The 21,045-nt window shown below is 44.4% G+C and carries 17 protein-coding genes; 4 read left to right on the top strand and 13 right to left on the bottom strand.

The features are described from left to right. Positions 1-9: 9 nt before the first annotated feature. Together R7P35_RS12410 and R7P35_RS12415 are read left to right on the top strand one after the other, a co-directional pair. A complete protein-coding gene (locus tag R7P35_RS12410; RefSeq protein WP_005446436.1) occupies positions 10-438 on the top strand; it encodes an HIT family protein in 429 nt (142 codons plus the stop codon). Positions 439-588: 150 nt separating this feature from the next. Beyond that, entirely contained in the window at positions 589-1,110 is a 522-nt protein-coding gene (locus R7P35_RS12415; RefSeq protein ID WP_042523163.1) for a YqhA family protein, read from the top strand. A gap of 108 nt (positions 1,111-1,218) precedes the next feature. On the opposite strand, the gene R7P35_RS12420 is transcribed toward R7P35_RS12415, so the two are convergent. The 5 genes from R7P35_RS12420 to znuA all read right to left on the bottom strand — a co-directional run bounded on the left by R7P35_RS12420 (position 1,219) and on the right by znuA (position 9,250). After that, a complete protein-coding gene (locus tag R7P35_RS12420) occupies positions 1,219-1,449 on the bottom strand; it encodes a FeoC-like transcriptional regulator (RefSeq protein ID WP_005382192.1) in 231 nt (76 codons plus the stop codon). Continuing rightward, positions 1,446-3,722: a Fe(2+) transporter permease subunit FeoB gene (gene feoB, locus R7P35_RS12425; RefSeq protein ID WP_213871774.1), complete on the bottom strand. Its 2,277-nt coding sequence runs from the start codon at positions 3,720-3,722 to the stop codon at positions 1,446-1,448. Before feoB ends, R7P35_RS12420 begins: the two co-directional genes overlap by 4 nt. Further along, positions 3,722-3,949, bottom strand: a complete 228-nt coding sequence (locus R7P35_RS12430) for a FeoA family protein (protein ID WP_005382190.1) — start codon at positions 3,947-3,949, stop codon at positions 3,722-3,724. The genes feoB and R7P35_RS12430 overlap by 1 nt, the downstream gene beginning before the upstream one ends. 833 nt (positions 3,950-4,782) lie before the next feature. Next, positions 4,783-8,160, bottom strand: a complete 3,378-nt coding sequence (locus tag R7P35_RS12435) for an AraC family transcriptional regulator (RefSeq protein WP_054575218.1) — start codon at positions 8,158-8,160, stop codon at positions 4,783-4,785. A 202-nt stretch (positions 8,161-8,362) separates the two neighbouring features. After that, positions 8,363-9,250 carry a zinc ABC transporter substrate-binding protein ZnuA gene (gene znuA, locus R7P35_RS12440; protein WP_025766983.1) on the bottom strand — a complete coding sequence of 296 codons (888 nt, stop codon included), beginning with the start codon at positions 9,248-9,250 and terminating at the stop codon, positions 8,363-8,365. 78 nt (positions 9,251-9,328) lie between these two features. Here znuA and znuC point away from each other — a divergent pair, with 78 nt between their 5' ends. Together znuC and znuB are read left to right on the top strand one after the other, a co-directional pair. After that, on the top strand, positions 9,329-10,117 hold the full coding sequence (gene znuC / locus R7P35_RS12445; protein ID WP_005382185.1) for a zinc ABC transporter ATP-binding protein ZnuC: 789 nt from the start codon (positions 9,329-9,331) through the stop codon (positions 10,115-10,117). After that, complete coding sequence (gene znuB, locus R7P35_RS12450) at positions 10,110-10,895, top strand: zinc ABC transporter permease subunit ZnuB (RefSeq protein ID WP_005382183.1); 786 nt, start codon at positions 10,110-10,112, stop codon at positions 10,893-10,895. Before znuC ends, znuB begins: the two co-directional genes overlap by 8 nt. Before the next feature lie 119 nt (positions 10,896-11,014). Here the strand turns inward: znuB and sucD are convergent, their stop codons facing one another. The 8 genes from sucD to sdhC form a co-directional block, all read right to left on the bottom strand. Further along, positions 11,015-11,887: a succinate--CoA ligase subunit alpha gene (sucD, locus tag R7P35_RS12455; protein WP_005382181.1), complete on the bottom strand. Its 873-nt coding sequence runs from the start codon at positions 11,885-11,887 to the stop codon at positions 11,015-11,017. Next, positions 11,887-13,053: an ADP-forming succinate--CoA ligase subunit beta gene (sucC, locus tag R7P35_RS12460; protein WP_005382179.1), complete on the bottom strand. Its 1,167-nt coding sequence runs from the start codon at positions 13,051-13,053 to the stop codon at positions 11,887-11,889. The genes sucD and sucC overlap by 1 nt, the downstream gene beginning before the upstream one ends. Positions 13,054-13,266: 213 nt before the next feature. Next, complete coding sequence (gene odhB, locus R7P35_RS12465; protein WP_005382177.1) at positions 13,267-14,475, bottom strand: 2-oxoglutarate dehydrogenase complex dihydrolipoyllysine-residue succinyltransferase; 1,209 nt, start codon at positions 14,473-14,475, stop codon at positions 13,267-13,269. 28 nt (positions 14,476-14,503) lie between these two features. After that, the gene (gene sucA / locus R7P35_RS12470) at positions 14,504-17,329 is read right to left on the bottom strand and encodes a 2-oxoglutarate dehydrogenase E1 component (RefSeq protein WP_005382176.1); all 2,826 of its coding nucleotides are present in this window, start codon (positions 17,327-17,329) and stop codon (positions 14,504-14,506) included. Between the two features lie 171 nt (positions 17,330-17,500). Beyond that, positions 17,501-18,211 (bottom strand): succinate dehydrogenase iron-sulfur subunit, encoded by a 711-nt coding sequence (locus R7P35_RS12475; protein WP_005382174.1) that lies wholly within the window; start codon positions 18,209-18,211, stop codon positions 17,501-17,503. Positions 18,212-18,226: 15 nt separating this feature from the next. Then, positions 18,227-19,993 carry a succinate dehydrogenase flavoprotein subunit gene (gene sdhA / locus R7P35_RS12480; protein WP_005382172.1) on the bottom strand — a complete coding sequence of 589 codons (1,767 nt, stop codon included), beginning with the start codon at positions 19,991-19,993 and terminating at the stop codon, positions 18,227-18,229. Beyond that, positions 19,994-20,338 carry a succinate dehydrogenase, hydrophobic membrane anchor protein gene (gene sdhD, locus R7P35_RS12485; protein ID WP_005382169.1) on the bottom strand — a complete coding sequence of 115 codons (345 nt, stop codon included), beginning with the start codon at positions 20,336-20,338 and terminating at the stop codon, positions 19,994-19,996. Further along, a complete protein-coding gene (gene sdhC, locus R7P35_RS12490; protein WP_017634811.1) occupies positions 20,332-20,724 on the bottom strand; it encodes a succinate dehydrogenase cytochrome b556 subunit in 393 nt (130 codons plus the stop codon). Before sdhC ends, sdhD begins: the two co-directional genes overlap by 7 nt. Positions 20,725-21,045 lie beyond the last annotated feature (321 nt).

Genomic DNA, 21,045 nt, shown 5'->3' on the forward strand with positions numbered 1-21,045 from the left:
GATAATATAATGAGTTTTGAACTGCACCCTCAATTGGCAAAAGACACTACCGTTATCGGTCACTTCCCACTGTGTGTGGCACTTCTGCATAAAGACAATGCCGTGCCATGGGTTATTTTGGTACCTAAACGTGCAAACCTAAAAGAGCTTCACCACTTGCCAATGAAAGAACAGCAACAGTTTTTGCTAGAATCTCAGGCAGTAAGCCAAGCACTGGAAGCAACATTCCGTCCAGACAAGTTAAACCTTGGCGCACTAGGTAACATGGTGCCACAGCTGCACATTCACCATATTGCTCGCTTCAAAGATGACGTCGCATGGCCGGGACCGGTTTGGGGTAACACCAAAGGTGAATTCCGTACAGAAGAAGAGCAAAACGAATTACTTGGTCGCATTAAAAACGTGTTGTCACTGAGCTCTATTTTCCAAAAAGCATAGGAACTGCAAGCGAAAATAATTCGCCTTTGAATACGGCTGAAATAGACAGAGAAAGATTAATACGTATTTGTAACAATCTTTCTCATTTTTCTGGGATTATCACTAAAATAAAACTTGTTTAGACTACCAGCTCAGTTAGAGAGGGTCATCATGAAACAAGTCTTCAACACATTCCGATACGTCAGCTGGATCGCCATCATCTGTTCCATGGCTGCTTCATTCTTGCTTTTTCTTATGGGTGCAGCAAAAACCTATTCGGCATTTGCGGTCTTCATTCTCAATCAAACACCTCCAGAAGCACTCGCACATTTAGATAAAGCAGACATCGCGATCGCTTATTTGATCAAGTCACTGGATACGTTTCTTGTCGCACTAGTTTTGTTCATCTTTGCTCACGGCATCTACACACTATTTATTTCCAACAAAGCTAAAGCGAAAACACAAGAGCAGTCGGTTTTGCATTGGATCAGAACCCCGAACATCGGCCATCTAAAAAACATTTTGGCTGAAGTCATCATCGTGATCTTGTTTGTGAAGTTCTTAGAGCTCGTGCTGATTAACTTCGACAGCTTAGATTGGACGATCTTAACATTACCTATTTCGATTTTAGTTTTAAGTCTTGGTTTGAAGTTCCTAGGGTTAGGCGCGACTAAACACTCTGAAGAACATTAATTTCGCTGTATTCACAAACAATAACCAGCAAAATAAAAGCCGCATCATTGCTGATGCGGCTTTGTCGTTTTTACGTGATAATTTTTAGGTGACTAATTTTGATAGTCGCTACATGGTGACTGTCAGAGACAAACCATCTTGTTTAGTCACTGAGTAGCGAACACGAGTCACGTCATGAGCTTTATTAGTGTCGACTAGGCGGCTAATTTTGCCCTTCTTAATCCACACGTTTAACATCGCGTCGGCGCCATCTTCACTCATCCCAAACTGTTTAGCCAGATCTGACTGGGAGACGGTTCCTTTGTCTGCAATGTATTGATAAAGCTCTTTTAAAATCATGCTACTTGCGCCTCTAATGCACCGTTTTGTTTCTTACCAACTTGTTTGAACACACGGTAGGTACCAAAGAAGATAGCAACGATCACAGCCATCCAAATGCCACTTGTCACTGGGCTATCTGCGAAATGCGTCAATTGGTTGTAGAACGTCGCACATAGGTAAGCCAAGCCCATTGTCCAAACCGCAATAAAGCGTGCGAACTTATGACCAAACTCACGTACGTAAGCCCCCATCGCCGCCACACAAGGTGTGTACAGTAGGATAAAGATTAGGTAAGCAAATGCGGCATTGCCAGAAGCAAACTGAGATTTAATGTTACCGAAGATAGAAGCATCGACTTCTTGTTCTTCGGCAACGGCATTTGAGTCAGTTAAGTCACCCACTTCAATGCCTAGTGGATCTGAGTAGCTCAAACCGGCTAAGTTTTCAGGGATACTCATTACTGCCTCTTCTAGGCTGCCCATTAGATCAAATTCTGCGTCTTCACCGTCGCTTGGCGTGGTGTACAGGCTGTTAAGCGTACCAACTACCGCCTCTTTTGCGAAGATACCGGTAATGATACCAACCGTCGCTGGCCAGTTATCTTCTTGAACACCGATTGGCGCGAATACTGGAGTTACAACTTGCGCAGCTTTAGAAAGCACCGAGTTTTCGCTGTCTTCATTACCAAAACTGCCATCAGTACCCAATGAGTTGAAGAAACTCAGAATAGCAACAACGATAACGATGGTTTTACCTGCACCAAGTACGAAGCGCTTTAGCTTTTGCCAAGTTTTGATCACCACGTTTTGTAGCGTCGGAAGCTCATAGTCTGGCATTTCCATTACTAGGCTATCACTGCTACCTGGGTAAAGCGTATGCTTAAGGAAAAGACCTGTGAAGATCGCTGCCACAATACCAAGTAGGTAAAGTGCGAATACAATGTTCTGGCCAGAACCTGGGAAGAATGCCGCAGCGAATAGCGCGTATACAGGCAGACGAGCACCACATGACATAAATGGCGCCATAGATGCAGCCAGTTTACGCTCACGTTCTTGGTCTAGAGTACGAGTTGCCATGATTGACGGTACGTTACAGCCAAAACCAAGAACCAACGGTACAAATGCTTTGCCCGGTAGGCCGATCTTCTGCATCACTTTATCTAGTACGAATGCTGCACGAGCCATGTAACCTGAGCTCTCAAGTACCGCTAGGAAGAGGTACAAACACGCGATAACCGGAATGAAGGTTGCAACCGTCTGGATACCACCACCGATACCATCAGCAAGAACCGTCACTAACCACACAGGCAAATGACCGTCTAACAAGTGATGCCCACCATCAACCAACAATGCGCCCACACCAATGTCAAAAAAGTCGATAAATGCACTACCGATGTTAATCGAGAACATAAACATCAGGTACATAACAACAAAGAAGAAAGGAATTCCAATCCACTTGTTCAAAATAAACTGGTCGAGTCCTTCAGTCACACTACGACTTAACTTGCCTTCGCTTCGGCGAACTTTTTTACACTGTTCATGCAGATGCGTGTACTTAGTATCCGCGACATGCAAATCGATATCCAAATCTAACGTCGTAATGACTTCCAATACTTTGCTTCTATCAATATCAGAAAGACTATTGAGCACCATTGTGTCTTTTTCAAGCGCACGAATCGCTAGTGCACGATGAGCGACGGTTTGGTCGTTAAAAAGTGCGGAAACCGTTTGAATTGCCGACTCCATCTTCTCACCGTAATGCAAAGACAATTCCTTAAGTGGCACTCCTTGAACGATGGATTTATGAAGCTTTTCTTTAAACTCTGCCACTTGAGTTTTATTGGTTGCAGATAAACTGACAACCGGACAACCTAACGTTTTCTCAAGCTCTGCAACGTTAATCATCTGACGTTCACGCTTTAGCGCATCCATCTTGTTGAGGACAACAATCATAGGGCGACCAAGTTCGCGAAGTTGCAGCGTCATATATAAGCTGCGCTCTAAACTTGTAGCATCCACCACGTTAATAATGAGATCAGCAGGATGAGTTAGAACCGCACGCGATGCGATGGATTCATCAATACTATTACTATCATTACCACTGTCTAATGAGTAAATACCCGGAAGGTCAGTGAGCAAAAACTCATCCCCAGCATGCTTGAATTGTCCTGTTTTCTTTTCAACCGTGACGCCTGCCCAGTTACCAACTTGCTGTTTTGCGCCAGTTAAACCATTAAATAGCGTCGTTTTACCACTATTAGGGTTACCTACGGTTAGCACTTGATATTGCATTACACTCGCTCCACTTCAATTTTCTGAGCAATTGTTTCTCGCAATGCGACAGACACACCACGGACTTCGACTTGTAAAGGATCGCCCATTGGCGCACGTCGAATCACTTTGACTTCTGTATTGGGAAGCAGCCCCATTACCATGAGTTTCTTTCTGATATCTGATGAAAGACCATCTAACAACCGAATCGTCACCGTATCGCCAGGATTAATCTCTGATAACTTCATAGTGGCCCTTAAGAGTATTGCTAATGAGAAATATTATTATTTAATAAGTTTAGGTTGCCAATATTACTCCCCTATACCCCTTCAATCCTTGTGTGAAATCAAAGATTCCGTAAATGTTTTCACGCTTTCAAACGTCAACTTCGTAAATTTCCTCTCGTTATTTACGTCAAAATTAACAATTAAAAATGACACCTAACGAAACAAAAATGTCACAAACCAAGATAGAAAACAAAAAATGCAAATTAAAACAGTGGGTTAATTAAAAAACAAAACGTTGTCGCTTTTCTCATATAAACATGGCGTTATTTTTATAAGAAAAATAAGTAACCTCTCGTATAGTTACTCCATCGAGAGGGCAACCTCTCTAATAAATTCCAGAGGTGGCATGGCAACATGTCACTCCGGCAGCAAGCGAAGGTGTCCTTGACACCCGTGGTATAGTCCCCCCGGCTATACCACGATATTTTTTTTCACCTCTTTCAAAACTTCTTTACCTTATTCATCTTTTCAACACAGTTTTCGTTTTCACGAATGTCGCACACCATCATTCACCCAAATGAACAACGCTCTTTTGATACAGCAATACAACTGTCATTTATTTGTTGCAACTATTAGTAAATCATTCTCTTGAAGCCATTTATGCTTATTGCTATGAACATCGCGACTAACAGATAGAACGTGATCGTGCTTACGTGTTGAGAATGGATTTGTAGGCTAGATGTGATGAAGAAACAATGAAACTCACTGCGTTAGCAACTGCAGCAATAATAGAGCACTGTATGCAGCTCCCCAGCATCTTAACTATTAACTAGGGAGCTTATAATGAAGGTTTTCTAGTTAATTTCTTGGCTTTCTTGAGTCAAAGCAAACTTGGAAGGGGGCAAACCAAAATGTAGCTTAAACTTTTGGCTAAAGTAAGATGGATCATTAAAGCCACAGTTAAAGGCGACTTCACTGATTTTCTCACCCGCCAATAACTTTTCACACGCCGTTTCCAAACGAACCTCTGTGACATAGTCTTTTAACGTTCTTGACGAGGCAGATTTAAAACGTCTCTGCAAAGAGCGTTCAGACATATACAGCATTTTAGCGGCTGACGCAGTGCCAAATTCAGGATCATGGTAATGCTCTGCCACTAATTGATAGACTTTTTGCAACCACTCTTTCTCTGGTGTGACTTGATCTTCTGCAATAGTTACAGGATTGAGTTCTTGCTGCGGTTCATCCAGATAACTCCTTTCCTTCGCAGATGGCCATGTAATCTCGACTTTGTTTTGAGCATCAGAAGAGAAGACAGCCAAATAACCACCACTCGTTGTCACTAGTTGGGCAAGGTGGTCAATACTCAACTCAGAGTGATTTAAGTTAGATGGAAGCCCAGTCGCGACTTTATTAGGTAATTGCGTCCCGTAATCAAGAAAGCTCAATGACACAATATCATGCCCCTCTTCTAGCATAATTCTAACCGTTTGACCTCGGAAAGAGCGCTTGATGATATTGGCAAAAATGCTATTGAAAATAACATCAAGATTAAAGCTTTCCAGAGCAACCCGGCTCTGCTTACTCTCATCTTCTAGCTCTACCAAAATACCCGCTTTTGCAAAGTCATCTTGCCATACATCAACCACTGACTGAGTTATCTGACTCAAGTTGTAGTTCTGACTCCCACCACTTACATCACTTGGAACGCTTTTGAGTTCATTTAACTGCCAATTCGTTTTAGCCAAATGATCCTCCGTCGCAGTATCGAGAGGCATAGGTAGTTTCGCCACAATAAAGTCGACGCTTGATTTTATGGATAGAGCTACATGGTCTACGAGTAGGTTTCTAACTTGAATCTGTTTACGTAATTGCTGGTTGCTCGTAAGCAACACTCTACTTTGATGTCTTAACTGATTCGTTTTGAGAGTCACTTGAGCTGCTAGATCACGGTTAGCCTGTACAACGTAGCGCGAGCGCCAGAATACGAGTACTGCAACGACCGCAATACTAGCTACGACAAAGCCTAAAATAGCAAATCGCGATAGATACCAAGGATGAAGGACGATAAAGTGAGATTCTAAACCAACGACTCCAGCGGCAACTTGAGACTCATTACTGACCTGCAAGTGATATTCACCGGAACTAAGGTGCTCGAGTGTCAGTTGGCCCCCCTCTAACGTTTGCCATGGGTCATCGTTGTTCAATCGATAGTACAAGTTTTGACTGTCTGGTTTTGGCATCACACCGAATAAAAAACTCAGCGAAGATCCATATGGCAGTGTGAGCCCATTCAGATCGGCACTACCAACTTGCAGAACTTCATTTTCAAGCACAACTTGGCTAACAATAAACTTAGACTCTGGGGGATTAGATACAAGCAGCTTGGATGCTTCTGCTTTTACGAGTCCGTACTTCGACCCCAGAACAAGCTCTCGCTCACCAACTTCTGTCTGCTGTATAACGCTACAAATACCAGGGAGGAACTCATTGTTCATTAAGCCTGATGACGATGAGTAATGTTTCACTAACTCACCCGAAAGGTGGTAATAGCTTAAACCGACAGAGGAAGCTAACCATACACCTTGCCTGTCTCTGATCAAGCAAGCAGGTCTGGCGTTGGGCTCACTCATTTCAACAACACGTTTTTCATCGCTTCGTGTATCAGTTTTAAACACACCATAAGATGAAGCAAACCACTGGCTGCCATCAACCGCCGTGGTCATGTCTAATGATTCACCAAACTTTTCTGAAAAACGGATAAACTGGATGTTGTCATTACTGTATTGGTATACGCCATGATCGGTGCCTATTAATAGGGCATCTTCAGTATCATATAGGCGCGTAACCTTAGCAGGCAAATACTGACTTACTAGCCACTCACTTCCAAAGTTTCGTACGCTTCGTGCAGCAGTATCAACATTGTAAAGATGGTATCCGCTTGATACCCAAAGACGGTCATCACCATCAACGGTCACATGCTCTACGGCATGTCCGGCCATAACCTGTAAATAAGGATATGTAATCTTGTTGAGACCATTTAGCTCAAATATTTCCAGCCCTTTTGAGGTCGCAAGCCAAAGCATACCGTTTTGAAACGCAAATTCATTGATCTGCGACTCCAACTCTAAGACTTGGTTAATCCCACTCTTTCCTGAACGATAAATCTTTCGGTCATCAGCAAACCAAAGCGCACCATCAGGACCTTCAATAGTTTGCCGAATTCGTCCTGACAGGGTGTGTGAGTCATAACTACTAAAGGTCACTCGTTCAAATTTTTTACTAAATAGCGAGTAATAACGAATACCTTGGTTAGTCGCAATCCACATCCCTCCCATATTGTCGCTCAACAACGAATAAATCTTCGTGTTATCTAACTCTAACTCAAGAAAACTTGCAGGCGCGACTTCGGTGACCTCACCTGAAAAAAATGAGTACAAATAAAGGCCATGCTCTGTCCCCACCCAATACTCTTGATTTGTCTCTGCGAATGTCAAAACATGTGAGCCGCCAATTCTAATCACTTCTTTATCAGGCTGGTAAATGTTGAAAATTAAAGCGCCACGCAATGTACCTATCAAAATTTCTCTTCGCGTGTGTGAATAATAGACTTTCTCAATGTAGTTTTGACCTGAGGCAGCGACATGGTCAAACTTATCACCTTCAGAAAGATAGAAGCCGGAAGTCGTTGCTAGTGCCCACTTCGTTTCAACTAGCACCGCATCATTAATGTAAACGTAGCTATTATTACTATGTTGATAGAGCTGCAATAGAGAGAAAGAGTTTAACTCGCTAGTGTCGATATTGTAGGTATAGAAATGCGCGCCATCACTCACCCAAATATAGTTCTTTGAAGACCCTATTTTTCTTATTTGTGAGCCTGGATTTAAACTAAAGACTAAACGTCGCTCCTGATTTGGATAAGTTCGATAGACCTCATTTTCAATAAAGGTCCAAAAAGCACCTTTATGATAGGCCAACTGCTTGGCCGACGTTTGTAGGAAGCTACCTGATTTAGGCAATATAGTTTGACCATCGTAAAACAGGACTCTCCCGTGTACGTCATGAATCCACAAACCGCCCTTTTCACCCAAGAACAACTTTTTAGCCGCGATAAAAGTACCCTTTGCCTGAGTTGGCAAAGGGTAAAAGATTGCATTTGCATTATGAAGCGCAAATGCTTGGTAGGATAAGACAAAGCCCAACAGAGCAAGGGCTAATTGGCGTAGCAAGACGAAAACCTTTTGTATCAATTTGTGCTCTGAAAGTGACCGTTCATCGTTTGTAAAACATGGATTGATACGGTTATTTTGAGCTGATAATTATTGGTAATGATATCTCAATTACTTTCTGAGAAAAGGCTCGCCTTACCAAAGGTTGTAATTCTTACTACTGGATCACGTTAAAAAGACTACTCCTACATTACGACAGCACTTAATCTGACTTTTTGTTCAAGCATTGCTCAAAACTATTCGCCATATTGTTGAGAAAAGTAAAGTAACTGCCAGGTTTTGCTTCAATTGTACTCCCTAACGGGTCAAGCTCGCCTTTAGCGACATCATTGCCTCTCATTACGCTCTGAACGACAGCCGGGGTAAACTGAGGTTCAGAAAATACACAAGCCACATCTCCACCACTTAGCTTTTGACGAATTTGAATTAAGGTCTTCGCTCCTGGCTTGCGTTCTGGGCTCACAGTAAAATGCCCCATTTGATTTAGTTCATAACGATCTTCGAAATAACCGTAAGCATCATGGAATACAAAGTAACCTTTGTTTTTTACTGGTGCCAGCTTCTGCTTTATCTGTTGGTCAGTGTCTTTTAGCTCGAGTTCAAACTTTTTGAGGTTCGCTTGATATTGAGCTGCATTTTCCGGATCAAGTGATACAAGTTGATTCACAACAGCCTTGGCCACTTGTTGTGCTTGGCTTACACCTAGCCAAAAGTGCGGATCATGTGAGCCATGATCGTGCCCATCATGGTCATGGTTGTGCTCACTATCAAATTCACGCAATTCTAGATTTGGAATTTGACTAATAGTCAAAGTATTCGATCTATCCGAAACAACTTTCTCTAGAAACGGTTCAAGATCATGTCCGTACCAGATAACCAAATCAGCCGAAGCGACCTTTTTAACATCCGATGGACGCAAAGCATAGTCATGGGGTGATGTGTTAGACTGCAATAGCACGTCTGGTGAAGTTACTCCTTGAGTAAGCTCTGTTACTAACAGCTGAATAGGTTTGATACTCGTCAGTACCGTTACCGCCTGTGCTGGCAGTGTTAACATTGCTGAGGCAGCAAGAATTAATGCTCTTTTCATAGTTTTACTTGGGATATGGCGTGGAAAGTGAGATAATGTTACATTATAACATTATTGATTTGCAAATGAGTTTCATTCATGTCTTCCTTAGTCCATCTTGAGCAGTTATGCGTCGAGTTCGATGGCCGCAGAGTTCTCGATAACATTAGTATGGAATTAGAAAAGGGCAAAATAACTACCCTAATTGGTCCCAATGGAGCGGGAAAATCAACGTTAGTCAAAGTTATCTTAGGTCTTCAAAAGCCGACTAGCGGCAAGTTGAACCGACAAAGAAAACTGAAAATTGGTTACGTTCCTCAAAAGTTGAAGCTCAATGACTCCCTTCCATTGAATGTAACCCGCTTCCTAAATTTAGCAGGAAAATACAGTAAGCAGGAGTGCATTGATGCATTAAGGCTTGTTGGCGCTGAACATTTACTTAATAGTAATATGCATCGCTTATCCGGTGGTGAAAACCAACGAGTGTTACTGGCGCGCGCTCTGCTTCAGCGTCCTCAGCTATTAGTATTAGACGAACCAGCTCAGGGGGTGGATATCCAAGGTCAAATCGATCTCTATGACTTAATTGAGAGCATTCGTCACCGCTTTGATTGTGGCGTATTTATGGTATCGCATGACTTACATTTAGTGATGGCGAAAACGGACGATGTTATTTGTCTGCATCACCATGTTTGCTGCTCAGGTTCACCTGCCACTATTACTCAGCACCCTTCTTACATCGCGCTATTTGGCAATGCAGCGAGAGAATCTCTCGCGTTTTATCATCACGACCATGAGCACCATCATCACGATTTATCCGGAACGCCAGTAAGCGGTGATGCGACATCATGCTCCCACCATAAACACGGACATCACCATCATGATTGAGTTTCTCCTACCTTCTATTCTTGCTGGTATTGGTATCGCGATCATTGCCGGTCCACTTGGGTCATTTGTCGTTTGGCGTAAAATGGCTTACTTCGGAGATACCCTAGCTCATGCATCGTTAATGGGCCTAGCGCTGGGCTTCTTGCTCAACGTAAATCTCTACCTTGCGCTACTCGTCTGCTGTTTAGCTCTGGCCGTTTTGCTTGTCACTCTGCAAAAGCAACAACTTGTGGCTACAGACACGTTGTTAGGTATCTTGGCACACAGTGCACTCTCTATCGGTTTAGTATCGGTTAGCTTTTTGGAAAACGTGCGCGTCGATTTAATGAGCTACCTATTTGGGGACTTACTTGCCGTCTCTCCACAAGATCTGATGTTTATTTACGCAGGTGTTGTTGCGGTAAGCGCGTGTTTGTACGTCTTCTGGCGCCCACTGCTTTCTAGCACTGTCAGTGAAGAACTTGCCGCTGTTGAGGGCGTGAATACAGACTTAGTTAGATTGGTGTTAATGCTAATGGTGGGTGTAGTAATAGCAGTAGGTATGAAGTTCGTTGGCGCGTTAATCATGACTTCGCTCCTAATTATCCCAGCCGCAACAGCACGTAAAGTCTCTTCATCACCAGAGCAAATGGCATTGTTCGCATCCATTATTGGCTCTGTGGCAGTACTGATGGGGCTTAGCCTATCATGGCACTTCGATACACCGGCCGGCCCTTCCGTAGTGATCAGCGCAACATCCTTATTTATGCTGAGCCAGCTAATTAAAAGCAAAGCATAATCGCATTGAGTATTAAACGCGAAAAACCTTGCTAACAACAAACATAAATCCACGGAAACGGAAAAAGAAAAGCCTGCGAAATCGCAGGCTTTTTAATACTTATTAAGTAGTGTGGTCGATTACCAACCCGTCACTTCACGTAGACCTTGGCCAATCTCTGCTAGAGATTTCACAGTTTTAACGCCAGCCGCTTCTAGTGCAGCAAATTTGTCTTCAGCAGTACCTTTACCACCAGAGATAATCGCACCAGCATGGCCCATACGCTTACCAGGAGGTGCAGTTACACCAGCAATGTAAGAAACCACTGGCTTCGTTACATTTTCTTTAATGTATGCTGCTGCTTCTTCTTCTGCAGTACCACCGATCTCACCGATCATAACGATCGCTTCTGTCTCAGGGTCTTCTTGGAACAGTTTTAGGATATCAATGAAGTTTGAACCCGGGATTGGGTCACCACCGATACCAACACAAGTAGACTGGCCGAAACCTTCGTCAGTGGTTTGTTTGACTGCTTCGTAAGTTAGAGTACCGCTACGAGATACGATACCTACTTTACCTTTCTTGTGAATGTGACCAGGCATGATACCGATCTTACACTCATCAGGAGTGATAACACCCGGACAGTTAGGACCGATCATGCGAACGCCAGTTTCTTCTAGCTTCACTTTTACGTCGATCATATCTGTAGTAGGGATACCTTCAGTAATCGTTACGATTAGCTCGATACCCGCGTCAATCGCTTCTAGGATTGCATCTTTACAGAAAGGTGCTGGTACGTAGATGACTGTCGCTGTTGCGCCAGTCGCTTCTACTGCTTCGCGTACTGTGTTGAATACAGGTAGACCTAGGTGAGTTTGGCCGCCTTTACCTGGAGACACACCACCAACCATTTGCGTACCGTATGCGATAGCTTGCTCTGAGTGGAAAGTACCTTGACCACCAGTGAAACCCTGACAGATTACTTTAGTGTCTTTGTTAATTAATACAGACATTATTTAGCCTCCGCAGCAGCAACAACTTTCTGAGCAGCGTCAGTTAGCGACTCAGCAGCAATGATATCAACATCAGAATTAGCAAGAACTTCGCGACCTAGGTCAGCGTTAGTACCTTCAAGACGAACAACAACAGGTACGCTTACACCTACCTCTTTAACCGCACCGATAATACCTTCTGCGATCATGTCACAACGTACAATACCACCGAAGATGTTAACAAGTACCGCTTTCACATTGTCGTCAGATAGGATGATCTTGAATGCTTCAGCAACACGCTCTTTCGTCGCGCCGCCACCTACATCTAAGAAGTTAGCTGGTTTGCCGCCGTGTAGGTTTACGATATCCATCGTACCCATTGCTAGGCCTGCACCGTTAACCATACAGCCAACGTTACCGTCTAGTGCTACGTAGTTCAGCTCCCACTGAGCTGCGTGTGCTTCACGCTCATCTTCTTGTGAAGGATCGTGCATTTCACGAAGCTTAGGCTGACGATACAGTGCGTTTGAGTCGATGTTGATCTTACCGTCAAGACATAGCAAGTTGCCTTCGCCAGTAATCACAAGTGGGTTGATCTCTAGCAGAGCAAGATCGTACTGAGAGAACATAGTGCCAAGACCCATAAAGATCTTAACGAATTGTTTGATTTGGTCGCCTTCAAGACCAAGTTTGAACGCTAGCTCACGACCTTGGTAAGCTTGTGGACCTACTAGTGGGTCAATTGCTGCTTTGTGGATGAGTTCCGGCGTTTCTTCCGCAACTTTTTCAATTTCCACACCACCTTCGGTAGAAGCCATGAAAACAATCTTACGGCTAGCACGGTCAACTACCGCACCTAGGTATAGTTCGTTCGCAATATTTGAAGCTTCTTCAACAAGGATTTTTGTTACTGGCTGACCGTTAGCGTCAGTTTGGTAAGTCACTAGGTTTTTACCTAACCACTTCTGTGCAAACTCTTTAACGCCTTCTTTTGTATCGTGTAGCTCTACGCCACCCGCTTTACCACGGCCACCAGCGTGAACCTGACATTTAACTACTTTCTTGGCTGTACTAATACGGCCTGCGGCTTCAAAAGCTTCTTGTGGTGTATCACACGCGTAGCCTTCTGGCACAGGCAAACCGAATTCTGCAAACAGCTGTTTGGCTTGGTATTCATGCAAATTCATTTCGATATTCCGTTTGTTTTTCCCTTAAGGGATTTATTATTTCCATAACGCTGCAGTCTTGGCTGCTTGTACGTCTGTAGGGTCTTCTCAAATCAATCCTTCATCATGAGTTCTCATACTGAAGGATTCAAATGAAGGCCAAACGTTGAGCTAGTCTAGCCATTGAAATTTTTAACGTCTAGCTACCTACGATAACTAGACGTTTTAGCGATATTAAACGTCTAATAGGAGACGTGCTGGGTCCTCTAGTAACTCTTTAATCGTTACTAGGAAACCAACTGATTCACGACCGTCAATTAGGCGGTGATCGTAAGATAACGCTAGGTACATCATCGGCAAGATTTCAACTTTGCCATCCACTGCCATCGGACGCTCTTGGATCTTATGCATACCAAGAATCGCTGATTGAGGTGGGTTGATGATTGGTGTAGACATTAGTGAACCGAACACACCACCGTTTGTGATAGTGAAGTTACCGCCCATTAGCTCGTCTACCGTTAGCTTGCCATCACGACCTTTAATAGCCAGCTCTTTGATGCCTTTTTCAACATCAGCGAAACCAAGCTTGTCACAGTCTTTTAGGACAGGTGTAACTAGACCACGTGGAGTTGATACCGCCATGCTAATGTCGAAGTAGTTGTGGTAAACAATGTCATCGCCATCAATCGAAGCATTTACTTCTGGGTAACGCTTAAGCGCTTCTGTTACTGCTTTCACGTAGAAAGACATGAAGCCCAAACGAATACCGTGACGCTCTTCGAACTGATCTTTGTACTGCTTACGAAGGTCCATGATTGGTTTCATGTTCACTTCGTTAAACGTCGTTAGCATTGCCGTGTTGTTCTTCGCTTCTAGCAGACGGTTAGCGACTGTCTTACGAAGGCGAGTCATTGGAACACGCTTCTGACTGCGAGCCGCTGCCGGCACGTCAACCACTGCTGGCGAGTCTTCTTTTGACGCAGATTTAGCGTTCGCAAGATGCGCTTCAATATCTTCACGCGTAATACGACCACCAACACCAGTGCCTTTCACTTGGCTTGCTTCTAAGCCATGTTCAGCCAACAAACGGCGCACTGCTGGGCTTAATGCGTCATTACTTTCTTCGCTAAGCGCAGCTTTGTGACGCTTATCAGGAGATGCTTCAGTACCTTCTGTTTTGTCTGCAGTTGGTTCACCTGCAACTGCGCCTGGCTTCAATTTAGCAATGATTTGTTTAGAAAGTACTGTCGCACCTTCTGCTTCAACAATAGCTTCTAAAACGCCAGCTTCCGGAGCTGGAACTTCTAGCACAACTTTGTCTGTTTCGATGTCAACCAAAACCTCGTCACGCTCTACTGCGTCGCCTGGTTGTTTGTGCCATGTCGCTACGGTTGCATCAGCAACTGATTCAGGTAAATCTGGAACCAGAATTTCAATTGTCATATCTGTTTCTTCCTTTAACTTCTAATTCTTAATTCGAAGTTTTTGAGTTCACGTTCAGAGCGTCTTCAACCAACGCTTTTTGTTGTTTCAAGTGCACCGACATGTAGCCAACTGCTGGCGAAGCAGAAGCTGGGCGACCTGCGTATTTAAGATTTGCACCTGCAGGAATAGCGGCACGGAAGTTATGTTGGCTACAGTACCAAGCACCTTGGTTCTGAGGTTCTTCCTGACACCACACGAAGTCTTCAACGTTAGTGTATTGAGCAATTGCTGCTTGTACTTCTTCCATTGGGAATGGGTAAAGCTGTTCAATACGCACGATAGCAACATCGTCTTGCTCGTTGTTACGGCGCTGCTCTAGTAGGTCAAAGTAAACCTTACCAGCACAGAACACGACACGTTTCACTTTGCTTGGTTCTAAATCATCTACTTCTGGAATTGCAGATTGGAATGTACCATCCGCCAAGTCTTCAATCGTTGAAGTACATAGAGGGTGGCGCAGCAAAGATTTCGGCGACATAACAATGAGAGGTCGACGCATTGGGCGTACAACCTGACGACGAATCATGTGGTACACCTGAGCCGGTGTTGAAGGAACCACAACCTGCATATTTTGCTCAGCACAAAGCTGAAGGTAACGCTCTAAACGTGCAGATGAGTGCTCAGGGCCTTGACCTTCATAACCATGAGGTAGAAGCATAGTAAGACCGCACAAACGCGCCCACTTTTGCTCGCCTGACGAGATAAACTGGTCGATAACAACTTGTGCACCGTTGGCAAAATCACCAAACTGTGCTTCCCAGATAGTTAAACCACCTGGTTCGGCTGTTGCGTAACCGTATTCAAACGCCAACACAGCTTCTTCTGACAATACTGAGTCAAAGACTTGGAATGGCCCTTGGTTGTCATGAATATTCGCTAATGGAATGTAAGTGCTTGCATCGGTTTGGTTATGAAGAACCGAGTGACGGTGGAAGAAAGTACCACGACCCGAGTCCTGACCAGAAAGACGAATACGCTTGCCATCGTCAACCAATGTAGCATACGCCAATGTTTCAGCCATACCCCAGTCAATGGCTTTTTCACCGGTCATCATTGCTAGACGATCGTTGTATAGCTTATTAACACGGCTTTGCAGTTTATGGCTTTCTGGGTACTGACACAGACGATTGCCTAGCTCAATAAGGCGTGTCTTGTCGTATTTTGAATCCCACTCCATATCCCATTCGTGCCCTAAGTAAGGGGACCAGTCTACAGAGTGCAACGCCATTGGACGCCATTCTTTAACAACCACTTCACCGCGATCTAATGCATCGCGATACTCATTGACTAACTGAGTCGCTGTCTCGATATCTGATTCATTTTTATCGATCAGAACATCTGCATACAATTTGCGTGGTGTAGGATGCTTTTTGATTTTCTGGTACATCAAAGGCTGAGTCGCATTTGGCTCATCCGCCTCATTGTGGCCGTGGCGACGGTAACATACAAGATCGATCACGACATCGCGCTTGAACTCGTTACGGTAATCCAATGCAATGCGAGTAACAAAAGCAACTGCTTCTGGGTCATCTGCATTTACATGGAAAATTGGCGCCTGCACCATCTTCGCGATATCGGTACAGTACATCGTAGAACGCGTGTCACGAGGATTAGACGTCGTAAAGCCTACTTGGTTGTTGATGACGATACGTACCGTACCACCAACTTGGAACCCACGAGCAAGAGACATGTTGAACGTTTCGGCAACCACACCCTGACCAGCGATTGCAGAATCACCGTGGATGGTGATAGGAAGCACTTTGCTACCTTGATTATCACCCAAGCGATCTTGACGTGCTCGAACTGAGCCCATGACTACTGGGTTTACGATTTCTAGGTGCGACGGGTTAAATGCAAGTGCTAAGTGAACATCACCGCCAGGAGTCGCAAAATCAGCAGAGAAACCTTGGTGATATTTCACATCACCCGTACCCCAAGTTTCGTCGTGTTTACCGGCGAACTCATCAAACAGGTCTTGAGGTTTCTTACCAAGTACGTTCACCAGCATGTTCAAACGACCGCGGTGAGCCATACCGATAACCACTTCACGCATTCCACTTGTACCCGCATGACGGATCAACTCTTTCGTCATCGGAATCAGCGCATCACCACCTTCTAAAGAGAAACGTTTTGCACCTGGGAATTTCGCCCCGAGGTAACGCTCCAAACCTTCAGCGGCTGTTAGCTCTTCTAGGAATGTGCGCTTCTCATCTTTGTTGAATGATGGCTGGCCTACGACAGACTCAAGGCGTTGCTGAATCCAACGCTTTTGCTCTGTGTCAGTCATGTGCATGTATTCAGCACCGATGGAACCGCAATAAGTTTTGTTGAGGGCTTCATAGATATCTTTCAACTTCATGGTTTCTTGCCCAACAGCAAAAGAACCTACGTTGAAAGTTTCTTCGAAGTCATCTTCGGTAAGATTATGAAAAGCAGGGTCTAACTCCGCCACTGTTGGGCGTTGCCATAGACCTAGTGGGTCTAATTCTGCAGCTTCATGCCCGCGGAAACGGTATGCGTTGATTAGCTGTAGAACTTTTACTTGTTTTGCATCGACATCTGGGTCACTAACTTGGACATTGTAATGCTTTGTTTCTCTAGCGAGTCGTCGGAAGTAGTCACGGACACGTGAATGTGGTTGTTCTGCCACTTCTTCTGATGGCTTAGGCAAGCCTTCAAAAACACGTTTCCACTCCTCACTTACCAGATCGGGATCACTTAGATACAGTTCGTAGAGGTCCTCTACATACGTTGCATTGGCGCCAGCCAAGTGTGAAGACTCGAGCCATGCCTTCATCACGCCGTTGTGCATATTTTCCCTTAACCAGTAGTTTTCACGTTTGCTTCGGTCTTTGCCGAGCTATAAGAGCCGACTAAAAATACGGTCGGCAATTTTTGTATTCTTTACTCGAATATTACTGAAGCAGTGAAGCGGTCATATCGGGTGATCCGCAACACTGCGACATTCCTAAGAGCGAGTAAATTAAACCGAACGATTAACCAACATCGACTTAATGTGACCGATGGCTTTCGTCGGATTTAATCCCTTAGGACAAACACTTACACAATTCATGATGCCATGGCAACGAAAAACACTAAATGCATCATCAAGATCAGACAAACGTTCATCTGTTGCCGTATCGCGGCTATCAATTAGCCAACGGTACGCTGCGAGAAGACCAGCTGGGCCGATGAATTTATCAGGGTTCCACCAGAATGATGGGCAAGACGTTGTACAACATGCACACATGATACATTCGTACAATCCATCTAAATGCGCACGATCATCAGGCGATTGTAGGTTCTCACGTGATGGTGGTAATGCACCATCATCAATCAAGAATGGTTTAACTTTCGCATAGTTATCATAGAACTGCGTCATGTCAACGATAAGATCGCGCACGACAGGTAACCCTGGTAGTGGACGAATAACTATCTTATCGCCTTGTAGAGCAGATAACGGTGTGATACACGCTAGGCCGTTTTTACCATTCATATTCAAACCATCAGAACCACATACCCCTTCACGGCATGAGCGACGGAACGCGATGCTTGGATCTTGCTCTTTTAGCAGAATCAATGCATCAAGCACCATCATGTCTGAGCCTTCGTCTACCTCAAGGGTATACTCTTTCATGTAAGGCTTGGTATCCACATCCGGATTGTAACGGTATAAAGAGAAGTTTAATTTCATAGTCGTATCCTCCCTTTAGTATGTACGTACTTTCGGCGGGAAAGCTTCACGATGCGTTGGCGTCATGTTCACATCACGCTTAGTCATCGCTTCTGTTTCCGGATTGTAGATAGAGTGGCATAGCCAGTTCTCATCATCACGCTCAGGGAAATCGAAACGAGCATGTGCGCCACGACTCTCTGTACGGTAGTTTGCTGCAACGGCAGTTGAAAACGCGGTTTCCATCAGGTTATCAAGTTCTAGACACTCAATACGCTGCGTGTTGAACTCTGAAGACTTGTCCGCTAGATGCGCATCTTTCAAACGTTCGCGAATCACTTTCAACTCTTCTAGACCGGTTGCCATCGCATCGCCTTCACGGAATACCGAGAAGCTGTTTTGCATGCATGCTTGTAGGTCTTTACGAATCTGAACTGGATCTTCACCACCAGTGCTGTTTTCCCAACGCATAGTACGCGCTAGAGACGCTTCAATATCAGATTCTGTTGCAGGACGAGCTTCTGCTTGCGCTGCTAGCGTTTCGCCAAGGTGCAAGCCAGTAGCACGACCAAATACGACCAAGTCTAGTAATGAGTTGCCGCCCAGACGGTTAGCACCGTGTACCGATACAGAAGCAATCTCACCACATGCGTAAAGGCCTTGTACTTCCATCTCGCTACCGTCGGCCTTCTGCTTAATTGCTTGGCCAGAGACTTGAGTAGGTACACCACCCATCATGTAGTGACAAGTTGGAATTACTGGAATTGGCTCTTTCACTGGGTCAACGTGTGCAAATGTACGAGACAGTTCACAGATACCTGGTAGACGTGATTCAAGTACTTCTTTACCAAGGTGATCAAGTTTCAACTTGATATGTGGACCCCAAGGACCATCACAGCCGCGGCCTTCACGAATTTCAATCATCATTGAACGAGCAACCACGTCACGACCAGCAAGGTCTTTCGCGTTTGGTGCGTAGCGCTCCATGAAGCGTTCACCATCTTTATTTAGAAGGTAACCACCTTCACCACGACAACCTTCCGTCACTAGAACACCCGCGCCAGCAATACCTGTTGGGTGGAACTGCCACATTTCCATGTCTTGCATTGGAACGCCTGCGCGAAGTGCCATACCAACGCCATCACCCGTGTTGATGTGCGCGTTAGTGGTCGATGCGTAAATACGACCTGCACCACCTGTAGCTAGAATGGTTGCTTTCGATTTGAAGTAACAGATTTCACCCGTTTCCATACAAATCGCAGTACAACCCATGATTGCGCCGTCTTGGTTTTTCACAAGATCCAAAGCGTACCACTCCGAGAAGATGGTTGTTTTGTGTTTTACGTTTTGCTGGTAAAGCGTGTGAAGAAGTGCGTGACCAGTACGGTCTGCAGCAGCGGCTGTACGAGCAGCCTGCTCACCACCAAACTCTTTAGATTGGCCACCGAATGGACGTTGGTATATGGTACCGTTATCAAAACGAGAGAATGGAAGACCCATTTTTTCAAGCTCGATAACTGACTCAGGACCATTTTTACACATGTATTCAATCGCGTTCTGGTCACCGATGTAGTCGGAACCTTTAACGGTATCGTACATGTGCCATTGCCAATCGTCTTTGTGCGAGTTACCCAGAGCAACGGTAATGCCGCCCTGTGCAGACACAGTATGAGAACGTGTTGGAAATACTTTTGACAACAAAGCACATGATAGGCCTTGCTCTGAAATTTGTAGTGCAGCGCGCATACCTGCACCACCAGCGCCGATTACTACGGCATCAAACTCACGAACTGGAATAGACACTTACGCACCCCACAGAATAAATAGACCAGAGAAGACATAGCCGAATAGCACGGCAATAACACCAAGTTGTAGTGCGCCACGTAGTTTCGCGCACTTAATGTAATCAGTTAATACTTGCCACAAACCAACCCAAGCGTGAATCAGGATCGAGACAAGTGCCAACATGGTGAATACTTTAGTGAAGGTACCACCAAAGAATTGGGTCCAAGATGCGTAAGAGATATCTGAAAATGCACAGAAGCTAATCAGATAAATCGTGTATAGCGTCATAATGATTGCAGTTGCACGAATTAGTAGGAAATCGTGTACACCATTACGACCAAATGAAGATACGTGTTTTACCATACCAAGATCCCCGCCAATAATGATAATACTGCTGTTGCACCAAACGCGACTTTAGCGCTCATCGTGCCTGAATCTAGTTCTTCAAAGTGACCTAGATCCATCAATAAGTGACGGATACCACCTGCGATGTGGTAGGCAAGTGCAGTAAGAATTCCCCACAGGATGAATTTTACGAAGAAGCTATCGACGATGTCAGCGGCTTCCATAAAACCCATTGGGGATGACAGAGAAATGGATAGTAACCACAGTAATATACCCACCGCAACAAACGTAATTACCCCAGACACACGGTGTAGGATGGATGCGATTGCTGTGATAGGAAAGTGGATGGTCTGTAAATCTAAATTAACAGGTCTTGACTTTCTTTCTTTCACGGGCTTGCTCACTCAGCTCCATTGAGCATTTATTGTTATAACCAATTTCAGCTTCCAAACGTACAAAAGTTAACATCTATTTAACAAATATCGCGAGTAACCACTCAGATAATTGTAAACAAGTTGTTAACAAACGGAATCCAGCAACAAACCTCACTCTTTGTTTCTAGCCCCGAATTTATAAGGATTTAACTAAAATTTTCTTTGCCAATATACGGCGAGCAACATTCTAATACAATTGGTGTAACAAATTATGCTACATAGAACAGATTTTTAACGATTTTCATGAGAAAAATCATAACAAGTGCACACAAAGATGGAGAAAAATTGACT

The sequence above is a fragment of the Vibrio sp. Vb0304 genome, from assembly GCF_033338995.1.
GTDB lineage: Bacteria > Pseudomonadota > Gammaproteobacteria > Enterobacterales > Vibrionaceae > Vibrio > Vibrio alginolyticus.

Coding starts and splice junctions, on each gene's coding strand:
- feoB (WP_213871774.1), bottom strand. CDS start 3,722: ATGCAATATCAAGTGCTAACCGTAGGTAACCCTAATAGTGGTAAAACG.
- R7P35_RS12420 (WP_005382192.1), bottom strand. CDS start 1,449: ATGATTTTAAAAGAGCTTTATCAATACATTGCAGACAAAGGAACCGTC.
- sucA (WP_005382176.1), bottom strand. CDS start 17,329: ATGCACAACGGCGTGATGAAGGCATGGCTCGAGTCTTCACACTTGGCT.
- R7P35_RS12430 (WP_005382190.1), bottom strand. CDS start 3,949: ATGAAGTTATCAGAGATTAATCCTGGCGATACGGTGACGATTCGGTTG.
- sucC (WP_005382179.1), bottom strand. CDS start 13,053: ATGAATTTGCATGAATACCAAGCCAAACAGCTGTTTGCAGAATTCGGT.
- znuB (WP_005382183.1), top strand. CDS start 10,110: ATGATTGAGTTTCTCCTACCTTCTATTCTTGCTGGTATTGGTATCGCG.
- znuC (WP_005382185.1), top strand. CDS start 9,329: ATGTCTTCCTTAGTCCATCTTGAGCAGTTATGCGTCGAGTTCGATGGC.
- R7P35_RS12415 (WP_042523163.1), top strand. CDS start 589: ATGAAACAAGTCTTCAACACATTCCGATACGTCAGCTGGATCGCCATC.
- sdhD (WP_005382169.1), bottom strand. CDS start 20,338: ATGGTAAAACACGTATCTTCATTTGGTCGTAATGGTGTACACGATTTC.
- R7P35_RS12410 (WP_005446436.1), top strand. CDS start 10: ATGAGTTTTGAACTGCACCCTCAATTGGCAAAAGACACTACCGTTATC.
- odhB (WP_005382177.1), bottom strand. CDS start 14,475: ATGACAATTGAAATTCTGGTTCCAGATTTACCTGAATCAGTTGCTGAT.
- sucD (WP_005382181.1), bottom strand. CDS start 11,887: ATGTCTGTATTAATTAACAAAGACACTAAAGTAATCTGTCAGGGTTTC.
- R7P35_RS12475 (WP_005382174.1), bottom strand. CDS start 18,211: ATGAAATTAAACTTCTCTTTATACCGTTACAATCCGGATGTGGATACC.
- znuA (WP_025766983.1), bottom strand. CDS start 9,250: ATGAAAAGAGCATTAATTCTTGCTGCCTCAGCAATGTTAACACTGCCA.